Raw genomic sequence first — 19562 nt, 5'->3', positions numbered from 1 at the left:
GACACACGAGGTGTTCGGAACGCATGAGTGAGCAGAGTCGGGAACTGAACGGGAGCGACGGGGACGAGCGCAAGCGCACCAGGCGTCCGCGCCCGGAGCGCAGGCAGCGCCCGGCACGGCGGGCCCGCTCCCGGTCGACGACGTTGCCGCAGCTGCTGGCGATGGCCGTCGAGCGGGACCCATCGGCCATCGCGCTCGTGTGCGGCGACCGCGCCCGCTCCTATGCGGACCTCGACCAGTGGTCCTCGCGGCTCGCCCGAGTCCTGATCGAACAGGGCATCGGACCCGGTGACTGCGTTGCGGTGGCCGTTCCGCGCTCCATCGAGTCCGTGTCGTCCGTGTGGGGTGTCGCGAAGTCCGGGGCCGCGTACGTGCCTGTCGACCCGAACTATCCCGCCGACCGTGTCGCGCACATGGTCACGGACTCCGGCGTCGTCCTAGGACTGACGACCGCCGAATCTCGTGACTCTCTTCCGGACTCCGTCGAGTGGCTGGTCCTCGACGAAGACTTCGAACGCGCACTCTCCGAACGCTCCCCGGAACCGATCTCCTTCGCCGACCGCACCCGCATGTTGGCCGACGCCGATCCCGCGTACGTGATCTACACGTCCGGTTCGACCGGCCGTCCGAAGGGCGTCGTTGTCACCCAGGCCGGTCTGGGCGATTTCTGCGCTGAACAGGTCCGGCGGTACCAGCTCACCCCGGCGGCCCGGACGCTGCACTTTGCCTCGCCCAGCTTCGACGCCTCGGTTCTCGAGCTTCTCCTCGCGGTGGGCGCCGGTTCGACGATGGTGATCGCGCCGCCGACGGTGTACGGCGGCGATGACCTCGCAGAACTGATTGCGACGCAACGGGTCACGCACGGTTTCGTGACACCGGCGGCGCTCGCATCGGTCGATCCCACGGGCCTCGACACCTTCCTCGACGTCGTTGTCGGCGGCGAGGCCTGCCCACCCGAGCTCGTCAGCCGCTGGGCCATCGCCGGACGCAGGTTCTTCAACGGCTACGGCCCCACCGAGACCACCATCATGACGGCAATCTCGGATCCGCTGACCCCAGGCGAGTCGATCACGATCGGCGGCCCCACCCAGGGTATGGCACTGGCGGTGCTCGACGACCGGCTGCGCCCGGCGCCGGTCGGCGTGGCCGGTGAGCTCTACGTCTGCGGCCCCGGTGTCGCCCGCGGCTATCACGACCGATTCGCGCTCACCGCCGAGCGATTCGTCGCCTGCCCGTTCGGTGAGCCCGGTACCCGGATGTACCGCACCGGCGACCTCGTGCGCTGGAACGCGAACCAGCAGCTCGAGTACGTCGGACGCTCCGACTTCCAGGTCAAGATCCGCGGCTTCCGCATCGAGCTCGGTGAGATCGAAGCGGCGCTCACCGACCACGACGACGTCGACTTTGCGGCGGTCCTCGCGCACGAATCGGTCACGGGCAGCAAGGTTCTCGTGGCCTATGTGCGCTACGTCGCTGGGCGCACCGTCGACACTTCGGCGCTGCTCGGGTTCGTGGGCCGATCCCTGCCGCGGCATATGGTGCCGTCAACGGTCATGGTTCTCGACGAGATCCCGCTGACACCCGTGGGCAAGCTGGACCGGCAGGCGTTGCCGGCGCCGGTGTTCGAGGCTCGAGAGTTCCGGGCACCGGTCACTCCGGCGCAGAACCTTGTCGCGTCGGTGTTCGCCGATGTGCTCGATGCCCCGCGGGTGGGACTCGACGACGACTTCTTCGAGCTCGGCGGCAACTCGCTGATCGCGACACAGGTGGTCTCGCGCCTGTCGGCAGCCGTCGATGCACAGATTCCGGTGCGGGCAGTGTTCGAGGCATCCACGGTGGAAGCGCTCGCAGCGCTGGTGTCCGAGCGCACGGGCTCGGGGGCACGTAAGGCGCTGGTGGCAGGTCCGCGCCCCGAGCGGATTCCGTTGTCCCTGGCGCAGCAGCGGCTGTGGTTCCTGAACCGGTTCGATCCCGAATCGTCCGCCTACAACATCCCTCTCGTTCTGCGGATGTCCGGTTCGCTCGATGAGGACGCGCTACAGACCGCGGTCGCGGATGTCGTGGCGCGGCACGAAGTGCTGCGAACTGTCTATCCGACATTCGACGGCGTCTGCTTCCAACAGGTTCTCGAAGTCGGGCTGGGTATCCCGGACCTGGACCCGGCGGATGTTCCCGAAGGCGAGCTGCTCGACCGGGTCACCGACTGGGTCCGGACCCCCTTCGACGTCACGAACGAGGTGCCGTTGCGTGCTCGCCTCTTCCGCCTCGCGGAGGACGACTACGTGCTCGCGGTAGTGGTGCACCACATCGCGGGCGACGGCTTCTCGATGGGCCCACTGTCGCGTGATGTGATGACGGCGTACGCGGCGCGCGCGACCGGTCAGGCACCGGGCTGGGCGCCCCTGCAGGTGCAGTACGCCGACTATGCGCTGTGGCAGCGGGAAGTGCTCGGATCCGACGACGATCCCGACAGTGTGCTGTCCCGCCAGATCGGGTACTGGACGAACGCACTCGCCGGACTTCCCGACGTGCTCGATCTTCCTCTTGATCGTCCCCGGCCGGCGATCGCGTCCGGCCGGGGAGCGACCCGTACCGTGCGCCTGGACGCCGATGTGCATGCGGGGGTGGAGGAGCTCGCCCGGGCACACGGCGCGACGCCGTTCATGGTCGTCCACGCCGCCCTGGCAGTGCTGCTGGCGCGCTACACCGGGACCGGCGACATCGTCGTCGGAACCCCGGTCGCCGGCCGCGGTGAGGCCGCGCTCGACGATCTGATCGGAATGTTCGTCGGAACGCTCGTGTTGCGTGCGGCGGTCGATGACGACCTCGGGTTCGTCGATCTGCTCGCGGCGGTTCGAGACACCGACCTTGCAGCGTTCGAGCACGCCGACCTGCCGTTCGAGCGTCTGGTCGAAGCCGTGGATCCGGTTCGCTCGCAGTCCTACTCGCCCCTGTTTCAGGTGAGCCTGGCGTTCCAGAACCTCGACCGGTCCGCATTCGCCCTGGGCGAGCTGAGCATCGAGGCTGTGGATGCGTCCGTCGCCACGACGCAGTTCGACCTGGACTTCGTGTGCGCCGATCTCCACGACGATTCCGGTCACGCAGCCGGTATCGACGTCCACCTGACCTACGCGACCGACCTGTTCGACGAGCCGACCGCTCGCAGACTCGTCGACGGACTCTCGCGGATCCTGGCGGACGTTGTCGCCCGGCCCGACGTTCGGATCGGATTGCTCGAGATCGAGGATCCGGCCGAGCGCCGCGCCCTCGTCGCGGCGTCCGGTGACGCGGTGCGCGTCGTGGAGCCGGGAACCCTGGTGGACCTGCTCGACGCGCAGGTCGCTGCCCGCCCCGACGCGCCGGCACTGTCGTTCGAGGGGGAGTCGCTGACCTACCGCGAGTTCGACATCCGTGTCAATCGTCTGGCGAGGTTTCTGATCGCGCAGGGTGTGGGCACGGAGTCGCTGGTGGGACTTGCGCTCGAGCGGTCGTTCGAGATGCTGGTGGCAATGTACGCGATCGTCAAGGCCGGCGGCGCGTATGTGCCGATCGATCCGGAACATCCCGCCGAGCGCATCGCCTACGTATCGTCCTCGGCCGCACCGGAGTTGGTGTTGACCACCTCGGCGTACACCGCGGTACTGCCGGACGGGCAGCGGCACGTAGAGCTCGACGGCCTCGAGCTCGACGAGTACGACGCCGCGCCTGTCACCGACGCCGATCGACTGCGGCCGCTACGCGAGACCAACACCGCCTACGTCATCTACACGTCCGGATCGACGGGCCGACCCAAGGGCGTCTCGATCGGCCATGCCGCGATCGTGAATCAGTTGCGCTGGCTCGCGGACGAGTACGCGGTCACTGCTGCGGACCGGATCATGCAGCGCGCCCCGTTCACCTTCGACGTCTCGGTGTGGGAGTGCTTCCTACCGTCGTCGGTCGGTGCGCATCTGGTCATCACCCGGCCCGGCGGACACCGTGAACTGGACTACCTGGCCTCGCTGATGCGCGAGTACCGCATCACTGTGGCCGAGTTCGTGCCGTCGGTGCTGGCGGCGCTGCTGGCCGAGGGGGAGGGCGACGCGCTGGCCTCGCTTCGGCACCTGTTCGCCGGCGGAGAAGAGCTGACCGCCGAGCTGGCCGACGAGCTGCGCGCCCACTGCTCGGGCGCGCTGCACAACACCTACGGTCCGACCGAGGCTGCCATCACCACGACGTACCACGAGCTCACCGGTCCGCCGGGTGCGAGCGTGCCGATCGGACGGCCGGTGTGGAACACGCGGGCTCATGTGCTCGATGCGCGGCTACGTCCGGTGCCGATCGGTGTCGCCGGTGAGCTGTACCTTGCCGGTGCCCAGCTGGCGCGCGGGTACCACCGCCGGGCCGATCTGACGGCCGACCGGTTCGTTGCCAGCCCGTTCGATGCCGGCCGGCGGATGTACCGGACCGGCGACCTGGTGCGGTGGACCAACGAGGGTGAGCTGGTGTACCTGGGCCGTACCGACTTCCAGGTCAAGATCCGCGGATTGCGCATCGAACTCGGCGAGATCGAGTCCGCACTGGCTTCGCAGCCAGGTGTCGCGCAGGCAGCCGTGGTGGCCGTGGCCGACGATCGACTCGTCGGGTATGTCGTGGCGGATCATTCGGTCGGCGATCTCGATGCGTCCGAACTTCGCAGTGCCGCAGCGAGAATGCTGCCGTCGTACATGGTGCCCGCGGCGGTCGTCGTGCTGGCCGAGTTCCCGCTCAGCTCGGCGGGCAAGCTCGACCGGAAGGCGCTACCGGCGCCGGTGTTCGAATCGAAGGCGTTCCGGGAGCCGTCCACGCCGGCCGAGACGATCGTCGCGGGAGTGTTCGCGGATCTACTCGGCGTCGACCGCGTCGGATTGGATGACGACTTCTTCGAGCTCGGTGGCAACTCGCTGGTCGCGACCCAGGTGGTCTCCCGGCTCGGCGCCGCAGTGGACGCCAGGGTGCCGGTGCGAGTGATGTTCGAGGCATCGACGGTGGAGGAGCTCGCGCAGCGGCTGCCCGCGCTGTCCGCGACCGGGGGCCGCGTCCCGCTGGCGCCACAGCCGCGGCCCGAACGGATTCCGTTGTCTCTCGCGCAGCAGCGCATGTGGTTCCTGAACCGGCTCGATCCGGACTCCGCCGTCAACAACGTGCCGATCGCGATCCGCTTGTCGGGGAACCTCGATGTCGAGGCTCTCCGCGCGGCGATGCTCGATGTGGTGCAGCGGCACGAGTCGCTGCGCACCTACTACCCGCAGATCGACGGTGTCGGATTCCAGGAGATCGTTCCGGCGGACGGCGCCGTGACGCTGACGGTCGAGCACGTGACGGAGTCGGAGACGGTCGCGCGGGTCGCGGAGCTGGTGACAACCGGATTCGATGTCACCGCGACGGTTCCCGTCCGGGCCGCGGTGCTGGAGATCGCCGAGACCGAGAGAGTTCTGGTTCTCGTGCTCCACCACATTGCGGCGGACGGCTTCTCCATGGGGCCGCTGACCCGGGATGTGATGACGGCGTACGCCGTCCGCTCGGCTGGTGCGGCCCCGCAGTGGGCCCCGATGCCGGTGCAGTACGCCGACTACGCGCTGTGGCAGCGCACGGCACTCGGCTCGGAGGACGATCCGGAATCGACGATCGCGAAGCAGGTCGGCTACTGGCGGACGGCCCTCACGGGCCTGCCGGACCAGCTGGACCTGCCCACCGATCGCCCGCGACCCGCGATCGCATCCAATCGTGGTGCCACGTACGAGTTCTCTATCGACGCGGCATTGGCGTCGGCAGTCGACGGGCTGGCCCGGAAGCACGGCGCCACTCCGTTCATGGTGGTCCACGCAGCACTGGCGGTGTTGCTCGCCCGGCTCAGCGGCACCACGGACATCGCGATCGGCACCCCCGTCGCGGGCCGTGGTGAGGCCGAGCTCGACGACCTCATCGGCATGTTCGTCAACACCCTCGTCCTGCGCGCCGATGTCCGCGGAGACCGCCCGTTCGCCGAACTGCTCGCACAGGTACGCGCGTCCGATCTCGCGGCCTTCGAGCACGCCGATGTGCCATTCGAGCGGCTCGTGGAGGTACTCAACCCGGAGCGCTCCCAGGCTCGGCACCCACTGTTCCAGGTGGCGTTGGCTTTCCAGAGTATCGAGCAGCCATCGCTGGAGCTGCCCGGGTTGACGGTGTCGGGGGTCGACTTCGACGTCGCACTGGCCAAGTTCGATCTCCAGGTGACGGTCGCGGACACCGTCGACGCGGACACGGCGCAGACGGGCATGGTCGTCGCATTGACCTACGCGACCGATCTGTTCGACGAGTCGTCGATGCGGCTCTTCGGTGAGCGGTTCGTGCGGATTCTCGAATCGGTGGCCGCGGACGCGGCACGGCCGGTAGGCGACCTCGAGCTCCTCTCAGTCGTGGAACGTGACCAGCTCACCCGCATCGCGGGTCCCGCCGTCCCGCATCGGGAGACGTTGGCCGGCATCCTCACCCGGAGCGCGTCGTCCAACCCGGACGGTGCCGCGCTCAGTTGTGATGCGACCACGTTGACCTACCGCGAGCTGGACGAGCGGTCGAGCACCCTGGCTCGTGAGCTGATTGCCGCGGGCGTCGGCCCGGAAAGTGTCGTGGCGCTGAGTTTTCCGCGTTCGTGGGAGATGGTGCTGTGCGTCTGGGCTGTCGCGAAGACCGGGGCCGCGTTCGTGCCCGTCGATCCGACCTATCCGTCCGACCGGGTCTCGCACATGGTGACCGACTCGGGGGCCGTGCTCGGTATCGCGGCCGACACCGGGGCACTGCCCGAGGCGGTGCAGTGGTGGTCGCTCCACGACCTCGAGCGGCAGGCCGCGGCGCAGGGTCGATCGGCTGAGCCGGTCGGCGATGCCGATCGCACTGCGCCGCTGCGCCTCGATCACGTTGCATACGTGATCTACACGTCGGGCTCGACGGGGCGTCCCAAGGGGGTCGCGGTGACGCACCGGGGTCTTTCGGGTCTGGTGGACCAGTCGGTCGATCTCTACGGCGTGACGGCGTCCGACCGGGTGCTGCACATCTGTAGTCCGAGCTTCGACCCGTCGGTGTTCGAGTGGATGCTGGCGGCCGCGGTCGGTGCCGAACTCGTCGTGGTGCCGCCGTCGATCCTCGGTGGTGCGGAACTGCATTCGCTGCTCAGCGAGCGCCGCGTGAGCCTCGCGATCATCACCCCCGCGGTCCTGGGGTCGATGGATGCCCGAGGACTCGACGATCTGCGGCTGTTGTCGGTCGGCGGCGACGCCTCCACCAGCGAACTGGTGGGCCGGTGGGCGCCGGATCGGCAGTTCTTCAATGCGTACGGGCCCACCGAGACCACGATCGTCTCGACTCGATGCGAGTTGTTCGCCGGCAAGCCGGTCACCGTGGGGGCCCCGGTTCCGGGAGTCGGTGCCGTCATCCTGGACCACCGCCTCCAACCAGTACCCGTCGGTGTGTCCGGCGAGCTCTACCTCACCGGAGGCGCGCTCGCCCGCGGATATCGGGGTCGCCCGGGGCTGACCTCGGATCGCTTCGTCGCCAGCCCGTTCGGCGAGCCGGGTGAGCGAATGTACCGGACCGGTGACGTCGTCCGCTGGACCACTGGGGCGGGCGGAGCTGCGGGGAGTGCCACCGACCATTCGATCGAGTACGTCGGCCGCTCCGATTTCCAGATCAAGGTGCGTGGCTACCGCATCGAGCTCGGCGAGATCGATGCGGCCCTCACCGAGCACCCCGGCGTGACCTTCGCGGCGACGCTGGGGCAGTCGATGCCGTCGGGGCAGACGGCGCTCGTCTCCTACCTCGTTGCCGACGCGGGCGTCGAGGTCGCGGCGGTGACCCGGCATGTGCAGTCGAGGCTGCCGTCGTACATGGTGCCCGTATCGATCGTGCTCCTCGACGAGGTGCCGCTGACCCCGGTCGGCAAGCTCGACCGCGGGGCGCTGCCGGTACCTGCCTTCGAGGCCAAGGAGTTCCGGGCACCCGTATCCGCAGCCGAGGAGACCGTTGCGGCGGTGTTCGCGGACGTCCTGGGCGTCGGTCACGTCGGATTGGATGACGACTTCTTCGATCTGGGCGGAAACTCGCTGATCGCGACCCAGGTTGTGTCGCGGCTCGGCGCGATCCTCGGTGCCCGGATCCCGGTCCGTGAGGTCTTCGAGGCTTCGACGGTGGAAGCTCTCGCCGCCCGCGCACAGTCGCTCGTCGGCGACGGCCGCCCCGCGCTGGTCGCGGGGGAGCGGCCGGAGCGGATTCCGCTGTCGCTCGCACAGCAGCGGATGTGGTTCCTCAACCGACTCGAGCCCGAATCTGCGGTCAACAACATTCCGGTCGCGGTTCGACTGTCCGGCGACCTGGACGTGTCGGCGCTGCGCGCCGCGGTCGCGGACGTCATCGAGCGCCACGAATCGCTCCGGACGAGGTACCCCGAGGACGCTGCCGGCGTCGGGTATCAGGTTGTCCTCCCGATCGAGGAGGCGCTGTCCGGTTGGGACATCGGGCCGGTCGCCGTCACCTCCGCGGACCTGCTCGCCCGCGTCACCGAGGTGGCGAAGACCCGGTTCGACGTCACATCCGAGGTGCCGCTGCAGGTGCGACTCTTCGCGGTCACGCCGACGGAACACGTCCTTGCGCTCGTGGTGCATCACATCGCTGCCGACGGTGTGTCGATGGGTCCGCTCGTCCGGGACGTCATGACGGCGTACACCGCGCGTGCTGCAGGCGAGGCTCCGAACTGGGCGCCGATCGCGGTCCAGTACGCGGATTACGCGCTGTGGCAGCGGGCCTCGCTCGGCGACGAGGCCGACCCCGCTTCGGTGGTTGCCAAGCAGATCGCATTCTGGAACACCCGGCTGTCCGGAATCCCGGATCAGCTCGACCTGCCCACCGATCGTCCTCGTCCCGTGCAGCAGTCGTACGCGGGCGCGACGGTCGAAGCCGAGATCGATGCCGCAACGCACCGCGGTCTGGTCGAGCTGGGCAAGGCGTACAACGCGAGTTCGTTCATGGTCATGCATGCCGCGCTCGCCGTCCTGCTGGCGCGCCTGTCCCGATCGGACGACATCGTGGTCGGAACCCCGATCGCGGGGCGCGGCGAGGCGGCCCTCGACGACCTGGTGGGTATGTTCGTGAACACGCTCGCGCTCCGGGCCCGGGTCGATCCGGCGGAGCCGTTCACCGATCTGCTGGCTCGTGTACGGACGGCGGATCTCGATGCCTTCGAGCACGACGACGTTCCGTTCGAGCGTCTCGTCGAGGTGCTCAACCCGGTTCGCTCGACGTCCCGGCATCCGCTGTTCCAGGTCGGATTCTCGTTCCAGAACATGAAACTCGGGTCCCTCGCCCTACCGGGGCTCGAGGTCGGGCCGCTCGAGATCGACTTCGATCTCGCCAAGTTCGATCTGCACGCGACCATCGTCGACAGCACCGACGAGCAGGGCGATCCGGCCGATTTCGCGGTCCATTTCACCTACGCGACCGATCTCTTCACCGAGGAGACGGTGCGGCGGTTCGCCCACATGTACGCCCGGATCCTGCGCGCCGTCGTCGCGGACCCGCTCACTGCGGTCGGCGATCTCGCCATGATCGATCCGGGTGAACGTGATCGGGCGCTGACCGAATGGAACGCCACCGAGCACGCGCTCGACCCGAGTCTGACGCTCGTCGACCTCTTCGTCGCATGTGTCGAGGCCACTCCGGATGCTCCGGCTGTCGTCGCCGGGGGAGAGCGTCTCACCTATGCCGAGTTCGATGCGCGAGTCAACCGTCTCGCGCGCCGGCTGATCGCGATAGGTGTCGGACCGGAGTCCCGGGTGGTGCTGGCGATGCGCCGCTCCGTCGAACTGCTCGTCGGGATGTACGCAATCTCGAAGGCAGGCGGCGCGTACGTGCCGATCGACCCGGACCATCCCGCAGACCGGACCGGATACATCCTCGAGACCGTAGACCCACTCTGTGTGTTGACCACCGTGCGTGACGGTTTCGAGGCCGAACCGCATCTTCCCGTCGTGTATCTCGACACCTTCGACGGCGCCGAGTTCGGTTCCGGCCCGGTCGCGGATCACGAGCGGACCGCGCCGCTGCGCGCTGCGAACACCGCCTACGTGATCTTCACGTCCGGATCGACGGGCCGCCCCAAGGGTGTTGCGGTGAGCCATTCGGCGATCGTCAACCAACTCGAGTGGAAACGTCACGAGTACGGGCTGGACGGGTCGGACGCGTCATTGCTGAAGACCGCGGCGACGTTCGACCTGTCGGTGTGGGAGTTCTGGTCTGCCCTGACGTCCGGCGGACGCGTGGTCGTCGCTGCTGCAGACGGTCACCGCGACCCCGGTTATCTCAACGCCCTCATGCGGCGCGAGGGTGTCACGACGCTGCACGTCGTACCGTCGATGTTGCAGGCACTGCTCGGCGAGTCGGGCGATCGGCTGCCCGAATCGCTGCGCCGCGTTCTCGCGATCGGCGAGGTGCTGCCTGCGGACACTGCGGCCCGGGTTGCCACTGCCGGTGCGGCCGAGCTGTTCAACCTCTACGGGCCCACCGAGGCCGCGGTGTCGGTGACCGCGCAGCGGGTCGGCGAGGTGGACGGTTCCGCGGTTCCGATCGGCGGTCCCGAATGGAACACCCGCTTGCTCGTGCTCGACGACCGTCTCCGTCCGGTGCCGGTCGGTGTCCCCGGCGAGCTGTATCTGGCCGGTTCGCAGCTGGCCCGGGGCTACTACGGTCTCGCGACGCTCACCGCCGACCGGTTCGTGGCCGACCCGTACGGTCCTGCAGGCGACCGGATGTACCGCACCGGAGACGTGGTGTCCTGGCGCCGCGACGGCACGCTCGACTACGTCGGGCGAGCCGATTTCCAGGTGAAGGTCCGTGGCTTCCGGATCGAGCTGGGGGAGATCGAGGCCGCACTGCGGTCGCGGGACGACGTCGCCGAGGCCGTGGTCACGGTGTGGACCGATTCGCGGGCCGGTGACCGTCTCGTCGCCTACGTCGTATCGGCCGCATCCGGCCCGCTCGACACCGCAGCGGTCGAATCGGCACTGGAGGAGGCATTGCCGTCGTACATGGTGCCGTCGGTGTTCGTCGAACTTGGGGCGCTCCCGCTGAACGTGAACGGCAAGATCGACCGAAAGGCGCTACCGGACCCGGTGATCGAGGCCCGCGAGTTCCGTGCACCCGCGACGTCGTGGGAGAAGGCGGTTGCCGAGGCCTTCGGCGAGGTGCTCGGGCTCGAACAGGTCGGTCTCGACGACGACTTCTTCGAACTCGGCGGCAACTCGCTCGTCGCTGTCACCGTAGTCGCCCACTTGCGCAACACGGCCGATGTCGATGTCCCATTGCAGTGGATGTTCATGGATCCGACGGTCGCGAGCATCGCGGCCCGCATCGAAGCCGGTGCCGCGGCCGTGCCGGGCACCACCGAATCTGGCGGACTCGGCGTCGTGCTGCCCTTCCGCGAGTCGGGTGACCAGGCCCCGCTGTTCTGCATCCATCCGATAACCGGACTGTCCTGGGGATTTGCCGGTCTGGCCGGTTACGTCGCCGAAGACCGCCCGATCTACGGAATCCAGTCGCCGGCGCTGAGCGAGGACACCGAGCTGCCGGCCACGATCGAGCAGTGGGCGGCGCGGTATGTCGAGGAGATCCGCCGCATTCAGCCGAGCGGCCCCTACCATCTGCTCGGGTGGTCGATGGGCGGGTCGGTGGCCTACGCGATGGCCGTGCAACTGCGTGCGCTGGGGGAACAGGTACACACCCTCGCGATGCTCGACAGCTACGTCGCTGATCCCGATGCCACCGTCAAGGAGGATCCGTCGCTGGCCGACCTGCTCGGTGATTTCGCAGCGCAACTCGCCGGTGGAGACGTCGCTCTACGGGACCTCGATGCGGCGAAGGTCGAGGACATCCTGCAGGGTCTGCCCGCACCGTTCGATCAGATCACCGAAGGGCGTTGGGACCGGATCCTGGACGGGATCCGGCACTCGTCGGCCCTGCTGGAGCGGTATCGTCCGGCCGACTTCGACGGAAACGTACTGTACTTCAGTGCGGATCTGGAGGGGGAGGCGGGCGTAGACGGATGGCGGGACTCGATCCGCGGGACCGTCGACGTGGTTTCCGTGGCCGTCCTGCATCGCGAGATCACCTCGCCGAAGGCGCTCGAGGTGATCGGACCCGTACTCGACAGGTACCTGCGCGCCTGACACCGCGTCGGACAGAATCGGCGGGCCCCTTCTCACCAGGAGAGGCCCGCCGAGTGTTCCGCGACCGGATAGGCCGGATCAGCAGGGAGCGCTTCGCTGCCCGCGTGCCGGGTCGAGGGCGGCTTGCACCAGGAAGACCGGGCGCGGATCGTACAGAAGGTCGGCATGTGACAGACGTGCGCCCGGGCAGACATCCTGTACCCACATGTTGCGGACCGACGATCCGGGATCGGGCAAGAGGAACGATCCGATTGGCGGTGTGACGATCTCATCGGTCTGAGACGCGATGACCGTGTAGTCGACACCGGGCATGGTTTCCCGGCCGGAGTTGAGCTGCTCGAGGAACCTCGACCCGATCAGCTGCTGGTATGACGCCAAACCGAAGGTGAACTCGACGATCGCCTGGTTGGTCGCCTCGTCCGTCAGCCGGAGTGAGGTGAAGGCGTTGAACAGGTCCTGCATACCGTTGAACGTCGTGCCGTGGGTGGTGGGGGCGAGCATCACGAGACTGCGAACCTTGTTCCGGGCCGGGGTAACCGGATCGGTGCCGCCTTCGAACCGGAGGTACTGGCGGGCCGTGGTGCCACCCTGGGAATGGCCGACGATGTCGACCTGTGCGGCACCGGTACGTGCACGGACGGTGTCGACGAAGGCTGCGAGTTCGCGAGCGGAGTTGCGGATGTCGCCGCTACCCCAGGATTTGGCCGCAGCACCGTAGTTCAACGCGAAGACGCAGTAGCCCTCACCCCGCAGCACGGGGGAAAGCGTGCTCCAGCTCTGCTGCATGCTCATGCCGGTGCCGTGCACGAGAATCACCGGCCGAGGGTGCTGCGGCGAGGGGCGGCAGGCCCAGTCATTGGAGCCCGCGGGGGCCGAATCAGCGCCGGCGCCGCTCGGATCGGCGGCAGCTGTGGCGGTGGTCGACCACACAGACCCGAAGAGGACAAGCACCACAATGGCGAGGACCTCCGCCACCGTGCGTCGTCGCTGCGTCATACTCGTGCTCCTGAAAAGGTCCGAAATGTCCAGTGTAGTCGCTGCAATTCATATCAGACGAACATGCCCGGATTCGGGCGAGTACGGCAAACTTCCCATGGCCGGAACGTGCACCGGTGGCCGAACCGATTCAGACTCGGACGAGCCGTCCTCAGCCGGTGGCCGCCGCGTGCCGGTAGCCGCGGATTGCGGGATAGATGAAGACCGCGATCATGCCGAACGACCATGCGAGGGTCTGCAGCACGGGCTCGAGCACGGGACCGCCGAGCGCGAGACCCCGCATCGCATCCACTGCAACCGACATCGGCTGGGCCGCGACCACCGGCTGCAGCCACGTGGGATAGGCCATGACCGGGACGAATCCGGAGTTGAAGAACATCAGCAGCGTGCACCCGATGGAGACGAGTTCGACGAGCGGAGCGTCACCGGACACGGTCGCCAGCGCCGTCACCATCATCGCGAAGCCCATTCCGAAGAGGATCGGCAGCAACAGCAACAGGATGCTCGGCAGAATCCCCTGATCCATTCGGAAGCCGAGCCCGAAACCGACTGCCAGGATCACGAGTGTCGTGACGAAAACACGGACGGCCTCGGCCATCATGCGGCCCACGAGACCGGATGCGCGGTGCACGGGCAGGGTCCAGAAGCGGGAGAGGAGCCCTGTCTTGCGTTCGGCCCGCAATCCGACGGCGCTGACGATCGAGCCGAACATCGCCCCGACGAGGATGATCATCGGCACATTGCCGTAGATCGCGGGTTGGCCGGTAGCGGCAGTCACTGTGTTGCCGATGACGATGCGGAACATGATCAGCGTCAATGCCGGGTACAACAGCGCCTGGATCATCGTGGAAGGGTCGCGCGCCCAGCGGGTCAACAGCCGCTTGCACTGGATGAGGCTGTGCGTCCACAGCGCCCGGGTTGAATTCTCCCGCCAGACATTGACCGGCGGCGGGAAATCGAAGGTGCCGTGGTCATAGCTCGCCTGTTCGGCTGCGCCGACGGTGGACTTGGTGGACTCGGTCATCGGCGCCTCATACTCGCCCATACGGCCAGCGGTGCGAACACCGCGGCCAACCCGATGCACCACGCGACGGCGGGGAACAACGTCGCGGCGGTCAGACCGCCCTCGGCCATGTCACGCATCGCGAACGAGAACTGGGAGATCGGCTGATTTCGCACGAACGGCCGAATCCACTCGGGAAACCCTGTCTCCGGTACGAACCCGCACGAGAGCATGCCGAGGATCAGCTGCGGCAGGGTCAGTGCCTGGGCAGTGGCCTCGGGCGATTTGGCCATCGTTCCGATCGCATCCGCACCCAGCGACAGCGCCAGGCTGATGGTCAGAGCCATCAGGCAGAAGAGCGCGGCCTGGCCGATGCCGGCACTGAATCGGAATCCGATGACGTAGCCGTAGGCAAGCGCTGCCGTGAGCGCGATCGCGGAACGCACCAGCCCACTGGTCATGCGTGAGATCAGTGGTACCGGACCCGCCACCGGCATCGTCTTGAGCCGGGTGGTGAGGCCGTGCAGTGCCTCGGTAGACGCCAGTTGCGACGCCGAGATCGCCGTGAAGGCCATCGCCTGCAGCACGATGATCGGCATCAGGAACTGTGCGTAGTCGATGCCCTGCAGCTTCATCACGAACCGGAGCGGCAGGTAGAACCCGACCGTGAAGATCAGCGGGGCGATGATTGCCACGGCGAGCTCGCCCGTCTTCACCATCGTCTTGAGAGTCCGCCCGGTCAGCGCCAGCCACTGCTGGAATCCGTTCGGGTCAGGACGGCGATGGGAGCCGACGCGCTTGTCGGGCAGGCTCACGGCGGCCCGCTGGGTGGACGACACCGTAAGACCGGTCGCGGTGCTCTTTGCCGTCGCCGTCACCGCTCGACCTCCGGTGCGGAGTGGCCGGTCAACGACAGGAAGACGTCGTCGAGAGACGGGCGGCGCAGAGCTATGTCGGCGAGTTCGATACCCGCTCGATCTAGTCGTCGGAGGGCTTCGGACAGCGTCGCTGCGCCGTCCGCGGCGGGGATTGACAGCCGGTCGCCGCCCTCCGCGATCTTGGCTCGCACATCGGCCGGAACGAGGTCGCCCAATGCGTGAACGGCCCACGGCAGCTGCTGCGGATCGAGCGGAACCACTTCGCAGTAGCTGCCGCCGGTTCGTGCCTTGAGCTGATCGGCAGTGCCTTCGGCGATGACGGTGCCGCGATCGATGACGATGATGTTGTCGCTCAGCAGGTCGGCCTCCTCGAGGTACTGCGTGGTCAACAGCACGGTGATGCCCTGTGCTTTGAGCGAACTCACCAGCGCCCACACTCCCTGACGGCTGCGCGGATCGAGGCCGGTGGTCGGTTCGTCGAGGAACACCACCTCGGGGCGGACGACGAGCCCGCAGGCGATGTCGATCCGCCGCCGCATGCCGCCCGAGTAGTGCCGCACCGCGCGCTTTCCAGCGTCGAGGAGATCGAACTCACGGAGCAGGTTCTGGGCGCGGTGGCGGGCCGACGCGCGGTCGAGGCCCATCAGACGCCCGAAGAGCTCTATGTTCTCTCGTCCGGAGAGTGTTTCGTCGAGCGCCGCGTACTGACCGGTCATCATGATCGACCGGCGGACCTCGGCGGCGTGGCTCACCACGTCGTGACCGGCGACCACCGCGCGTCCGCGATCGGGTCGCAGCAGTGTCGACAAGACCTTCACCGCGGTCGTCTTCCCGGCGCCGTTCGGCCCGAGAATGCCCAGTACCGTTCCTCGCTCGGCCTGGAAACTGACGCCCCGCAGAGCCTTCACCTCACCGAAGGACTTGTGGACATCGTCGACCAGCACCGCTGAGTCCTGGAATTTGGGCATCGACACTCCGCTGTTCACCTGGGTTGGATGGGCGACCGCTTACCAGGGTCCACGCGTCCATCCATTCGTCGACGTGTATTCCCATCGCTTCCCGGAAATGTTACCCGGCTGAATGATCGAATTCGTTCCGCAGCATCGCCCTGACCGAACCGCTGAGGTGAGAGCCGCAGGTGGCGCAGCCCGAAGTCGCCGATTCGTTCACCTGCTCGGGCAGTTCCAGATTCTGCCGGGCTCGAGGTGGTCCCGGACCCGATTTGAACTCTCGGGTCGCCTACGGCATACTGATCGGGTTGCCTTGGCTGAGACGTGATACGTCACGACTCGAATCGGGCTGGATGAACGTCGAGCGTCGGGCCGAAAGGCCTGGTCACGGCGAATGCAAGACGGAAGCAGTACCCATACTTGTGCCCATTACGGGCGCATTCGGTCCAAGTTTTCGTGGCTCTCGAGGAGAAATTCTCGGCGCCCGAGATTGAGTGGCTGGGCGACACGCCCGACCGCGTGGACCGGAGAACCATGACAGATGAACAGCGGCAGCGGATCGAGTGATGTCTCGATCGCCATTCCATTGTTCGTGTCGTGTTTTCAGTCGGGGGACTGTGCAGACGAGGTAGTCCCCGGCTCGTTCGGGTTCTACGAAACGCGGCAAGAAAAGGACACTAAGCGTGGCGGGACAGAAGATCCGCATCAGGCTCAAGGCCTATGACCATGAGGCGATCGATGCGTCAGCGCGCAAGATCGTCGAGACGGTGACCCGTACCGGGGCCCGTGTGGTCGGCCCTGTGCCGTTGCCTACCGAGAAGAACGTGTACTGCGTCATCCGCTCGCCGCACAAGTACAAGGACTCGCGCGAGCACTTCGAGATGCGTACTCACAAGCGGCTGATCGACATCCTCGACCCGACGCCGAAGACGGTCGACGCACTCATGCGTATCGACCTTCCGGCCAGCGTCGACGTGAACATCCAGTGAGCTTGGGAAGACGCAGCGGAGATATCAAATGACTAATCAGATCAAGGGAATCCTGGGCACCAAGCTCGGCATGACCCAGGTCTTCGACGAGAACAACCGGGTCGTTCCGGTCACCGTCGTCAAGGCTGGACCGAATGTCGTCACCCAGATCCGTACCGAAGAGCGCGACGGCTACAGCGCCGTGCAGCTGGCGTTCGGCGCAATTGACCCGCGCAAGGTGAACAAGCCGACTTCCGGCCAGTTCGCCAAGGCCGGCGTCACCCCCCGTCGCCACGTCGTGGAGTTCCGCGTCGCCGACACCTCCGAGTACGAGGTCGGCCAGGAACTCACCGCCGAGGTCTTCGAGGACGGCGCATACGTCGACGTCACCGGAACCAGCAAGGGCAAAGGCTTCGCCGGCACCATGAAGCGTCACGGCTTCGCCGGTCAGGGTGCTTCCCACGGTACGCAGGCTGTTCACCGTCGCCCGGGTTCCATCGGTGGCTGCGCCACCCCCGGCCGCGTGTTCAAAGGCATGCGTATGTCGGGTCGGATGGGTAACGACCGCATCACGACGCAGAACCTCTCGGTCCACAAGGTGGACGCCGAGAACGGTCTGCTGCTGATCAAGGGTGCGATCCCTGGCCGCAAGGGCGGCCTCGTGATCGTCAAGAGTGCAGTGAAGGGTGGTGCGTCGGCATGACCGAGACCGCAACCAAGCTGACCCTGGACGTCAAGGCTGCCGGTGGGCAGACCAATGGCACTGTCGATCTCCCCGCGGAGATCTTCGACGTGACCTCGAACATCGCTCTGATGCATCAGGTCGTCGTCGCGCAGCTCGCCGCCGCACGTCAGGGCACCCATTCCACCAAGACCCGCGGCGAGGTCCGCGGTGGTGGAAAGAAGCCGTACCGGCAGAAGGGCACCGGCCGCGCCCGTCAGGGCTCGACCCGTGCGCCTCAGTTCGCCGGCGGTGGCATCGTCCACGGTCCGCAGCCGCGTGACTACAGCCAGCGCACCCCCAAGAAGATGAAGGCCGCCGCACTGCGTGGCGCTCTCTCCGATCGGGCTCGCAACGAGCGCATCCACGTCATCACCGAGCTGGTCGCCGGGCAGGTCCCGTCCACCAAGTCGGCGAAGTCCTTCCTGGGTGAGATCTCGGATCGCAAGAAGCTTCTGCTCGTCGTCGGGCGCGAGGACATCGCTGCCTGGAAGAGCGTGCAGAACCTGGAAGGTGTGCATCCCATTGCGCCCGACCAGCTCAACACCTACGACGTGCTCAATAGCGATGACGTCGTGTTCAGCGTCGAGGCTCTGAACGCCTTCATCGCGGGCCCGGCCAAGAACGAGGAGGAGAGCAAGTGACCACCATCGCCGACCCCCGCGACATCTTGCTGGCCCCGGTCATCTCCGAAAAGTCCTACGGACTGATCGAGGAAGGCACCTACACCTTCCTGGTGCACCCGGACTCGAACAAGACGCAGATCAAGATTGCCGTCGAGAAGGTCTTCGGCGTCACCGTGACCAGCGTCAACACCGCTAACCGTCAGGGCAAGCGCAAGCGGACCCGCTTTGGTTACGGCAAGCGCAAGGACACCAAGCGTGCGCTCGTGACCCTCTCGGCCGATAGCAAGCCCATCGAGATCTTCGGAGGCCCGGTCGCGTAAGCGGACGGGACTTGACGAGATATAGAGGACGAGAAGACTCATGGCAATCCGTAAGTACAAGCCGACTACCCCGGGCCGTCGTGGCTCGAGTGTCTCGGACTTCGCCGAGATCACTCGGTCGACGCCTGAGAAGTCGCTGGTTCGCCCGCTGCACGGTCGCGGTGGTCGTAACGCCCACGGTCGCATCACCACCCGTCACAAGGGTGGCGGTCACAAGCGCGCCTACCGCTTGATCGATTTCCGTCGCAACGACAAGGACGGCGTGCCGGCCAAGGTCGCTCACATCGAGTACGACCCCAACCGCACCGCTCGGATCGCGCTGCTGCACTACGCGGACGGCGAGAAGCGCTACATCATCGCCCCCAAGGGCCTGGTGCAGGGTGCCCCGATCGAGTCCGGCGCTGCAGCCGACATCAAGCCGGGCAACAACCTGCCGCTGCGCAACATCCCCACCGGTACCACCATCCACGCGGTCGAGTTGCGTCCGGGTGGCGGCGCCAAGATGGCTCGCTCCGCCGGCGCCAGCATTCAGCTGCTGGGCAAGGAAGGCACCTACGCCACGCTGCGTATGCCGTCCGGCGAAATCCGTCGTGTCGACGTGCGCTGCCGCGCCACCGTCGGCGAGGTCGGCAACGCCGAGCAGTCGAACATCAACTGGGGCAAGGCCGGCCGCATGCGCTGGAAGGGCAAGCGCCCGACCGTTCGTGGTGTGGTCATGAACCCGGTCGACCACCCGCATGGTGGTGGCGAGGGTAAGACCTCCGGTGGTCGCCACCCGGTCAGCCCCTGGGGCAAGCTCGAGGGCAGGACCCGCAAGAACAAGGCGAGCGACAAGCTGATTGTCCGCCGTCGCCGTACCGGCAAGAACAAGCGCTAGGAGGGAGTGAA

The 19562-nt window shown here is 67.0% G+C and carries 10 protein-coding genes; 6 read left to right on the top strand and 4 right to left on the bottom strand.

What is annotated here, in order from left to right:
• The first annotated feature begins 23 nt into the window (after positions 1 to 23).
• Positions 24 to 12212, top strand: coding sequence for a non-ribosomal peptide synthetase (locus ERC79_RS05925; protein WP_131576574.1), 12189 nt, complete (start codon positions 24 to 26; stop codon positions 12210 to 12212).
• A gap of 78 nt (positions 12213 to 12290) precedes the next feature.
• Here the strand turns inward: ERC79_RS05925 and ERC79_RS05920 are convergent, their stop codons facing one another.
• From ERC79_RS05920 to ERC79_RS05905, 4 genes are all read right to left on the bottom strand, one after another.
• A complete protein-coding gene (locus ERC79_RS05920) occupies positions 12291 to 13208 on the bottom strand; it encodes an alpha/beta fold hydrolase (RefSeq protein ID WP_131576572.1) in 918 nt (305 codons plus the stop codon).
• A 151-nt stretch (positions 13209 to 13359) separates the two neighbouring features.
• On the bottom strand, positions 13360 to 14232 hold the full coding sequence (locus ERC79_RS05915) for an ABC transporter permease (RefSeq protein WP_131576570.1): 873 nt from the start codon (positions 14230 to 14232) through the stop codon (positions 13360 to 13362).
• Entirely contained in the window at positions 14229 to 15089 is an 861-nt protein-coding gene (locus tag ERC79_RS05910) for an ABC transporter permease (protein ID WP_131576568.1), read from the bottom strand. The genes ERC79_RS05915 and ERC79_RS05910 overlap by 4 nt, the downstream gene beginning before the upstream one ends.
• Positions 15086 to 16057, bottom strand: coding sequence for an ATP-binding cassette domain-containing protein (locus ERC79_RS05905; protein ID WP_131576566.1), 972 nt, complete (start codon positions 16055 to 16057; stop codon positions 15086 to 15088). Before ERC79_RS05905 ends, ERC79_RS05910 begins: the two co-directional genes overlap by 4 nt.
• Before the next feature lie 665 nt (positions 16058 to 16722).
• On the opposite strand from ERC79_RS05905, the gene rpsJ reads away from it, so the two are divergent.
• From rpsJ to rplB, 5 genes are read left to right on the top strand one after another with little or no spacing between them, the layout of a single operon-like run.
• Positions 16723 to 17028 carry a 30S ribosomal protein S10 gene (gene rpsJ, locus ERC79_RS05900; RefSeq protein WP_003938093.1) on the top strand — a complete coding sequence of 102 codons (306 nt, stop codon included), beginning with the start codon at positions 16723 to 16725 and terminating at the stop codon, positions 17026 to 17028.
• 28 nt (positions 17029 to 17056) lie between these two features.
• Entirely contained in the window at positions 17057 to 17710 is a 654-nt protein-coding gene (gene rplC, locus ERC79_RS05895) for a 50S ribosomal protein L3 (protein ID WP_131576564.1), read from the top strand.
• On the top strand, positions 17707 to 18372 hold the full coding sequence (gene rplD / locus ERC79_RS05890) for a 50S ribosomal protein L4 (protein ID WP_131576562.1): 666 nt from the start codon (positions 17707 to 17709) through the stop codon (positions 18370 to 18372). The genes rplC and rplD overlap by 4 nt, the downstream gene beginning before the upstream one ends.
• Complete coding sequence (rplW, locus tag ERC79_RS05885) at positions 18369 to 18674, top strand: 50S ribosomal protein L23 (RefSeq protein WP_005518367.1); 306 nt, start codon at positions 18369 to 18371, stop codon at positions 18672 to 18674. Before rplD ends, rplW begins: the two co-directional genes overlap by 4 nt.
• Before the next feature lie 40 nt (positions 18675 to 18714).
• Positions 18715 to 19551, top strand: coding sequence for a 50S ribosomal protein L2 (rplB, locus tag ERC79_RS05880; RefSeq protein WP_131576560.1), 837 nt, complete (start codon positions 18715 to 18717; stop codon positions 19549 to 19551).
• The last annotated feature ends 11 nt before the right edge of the window (positions 19552 to 19562 follow it).

It is taken from the genome of Rhodococcus sp. ABRD24 (assembly GCF_004328705.1).
Lineage (GTDB): Bacteria > Actinomycetota > Actinomycetes > Mycobacteriales > Mycobacteriaceae > Prescottella.
The sequence above is the reverse complement of the archived record's forward strand: the minus strand, read 5'-3'. Positions and strand labels throughout refer to the sequence as shown.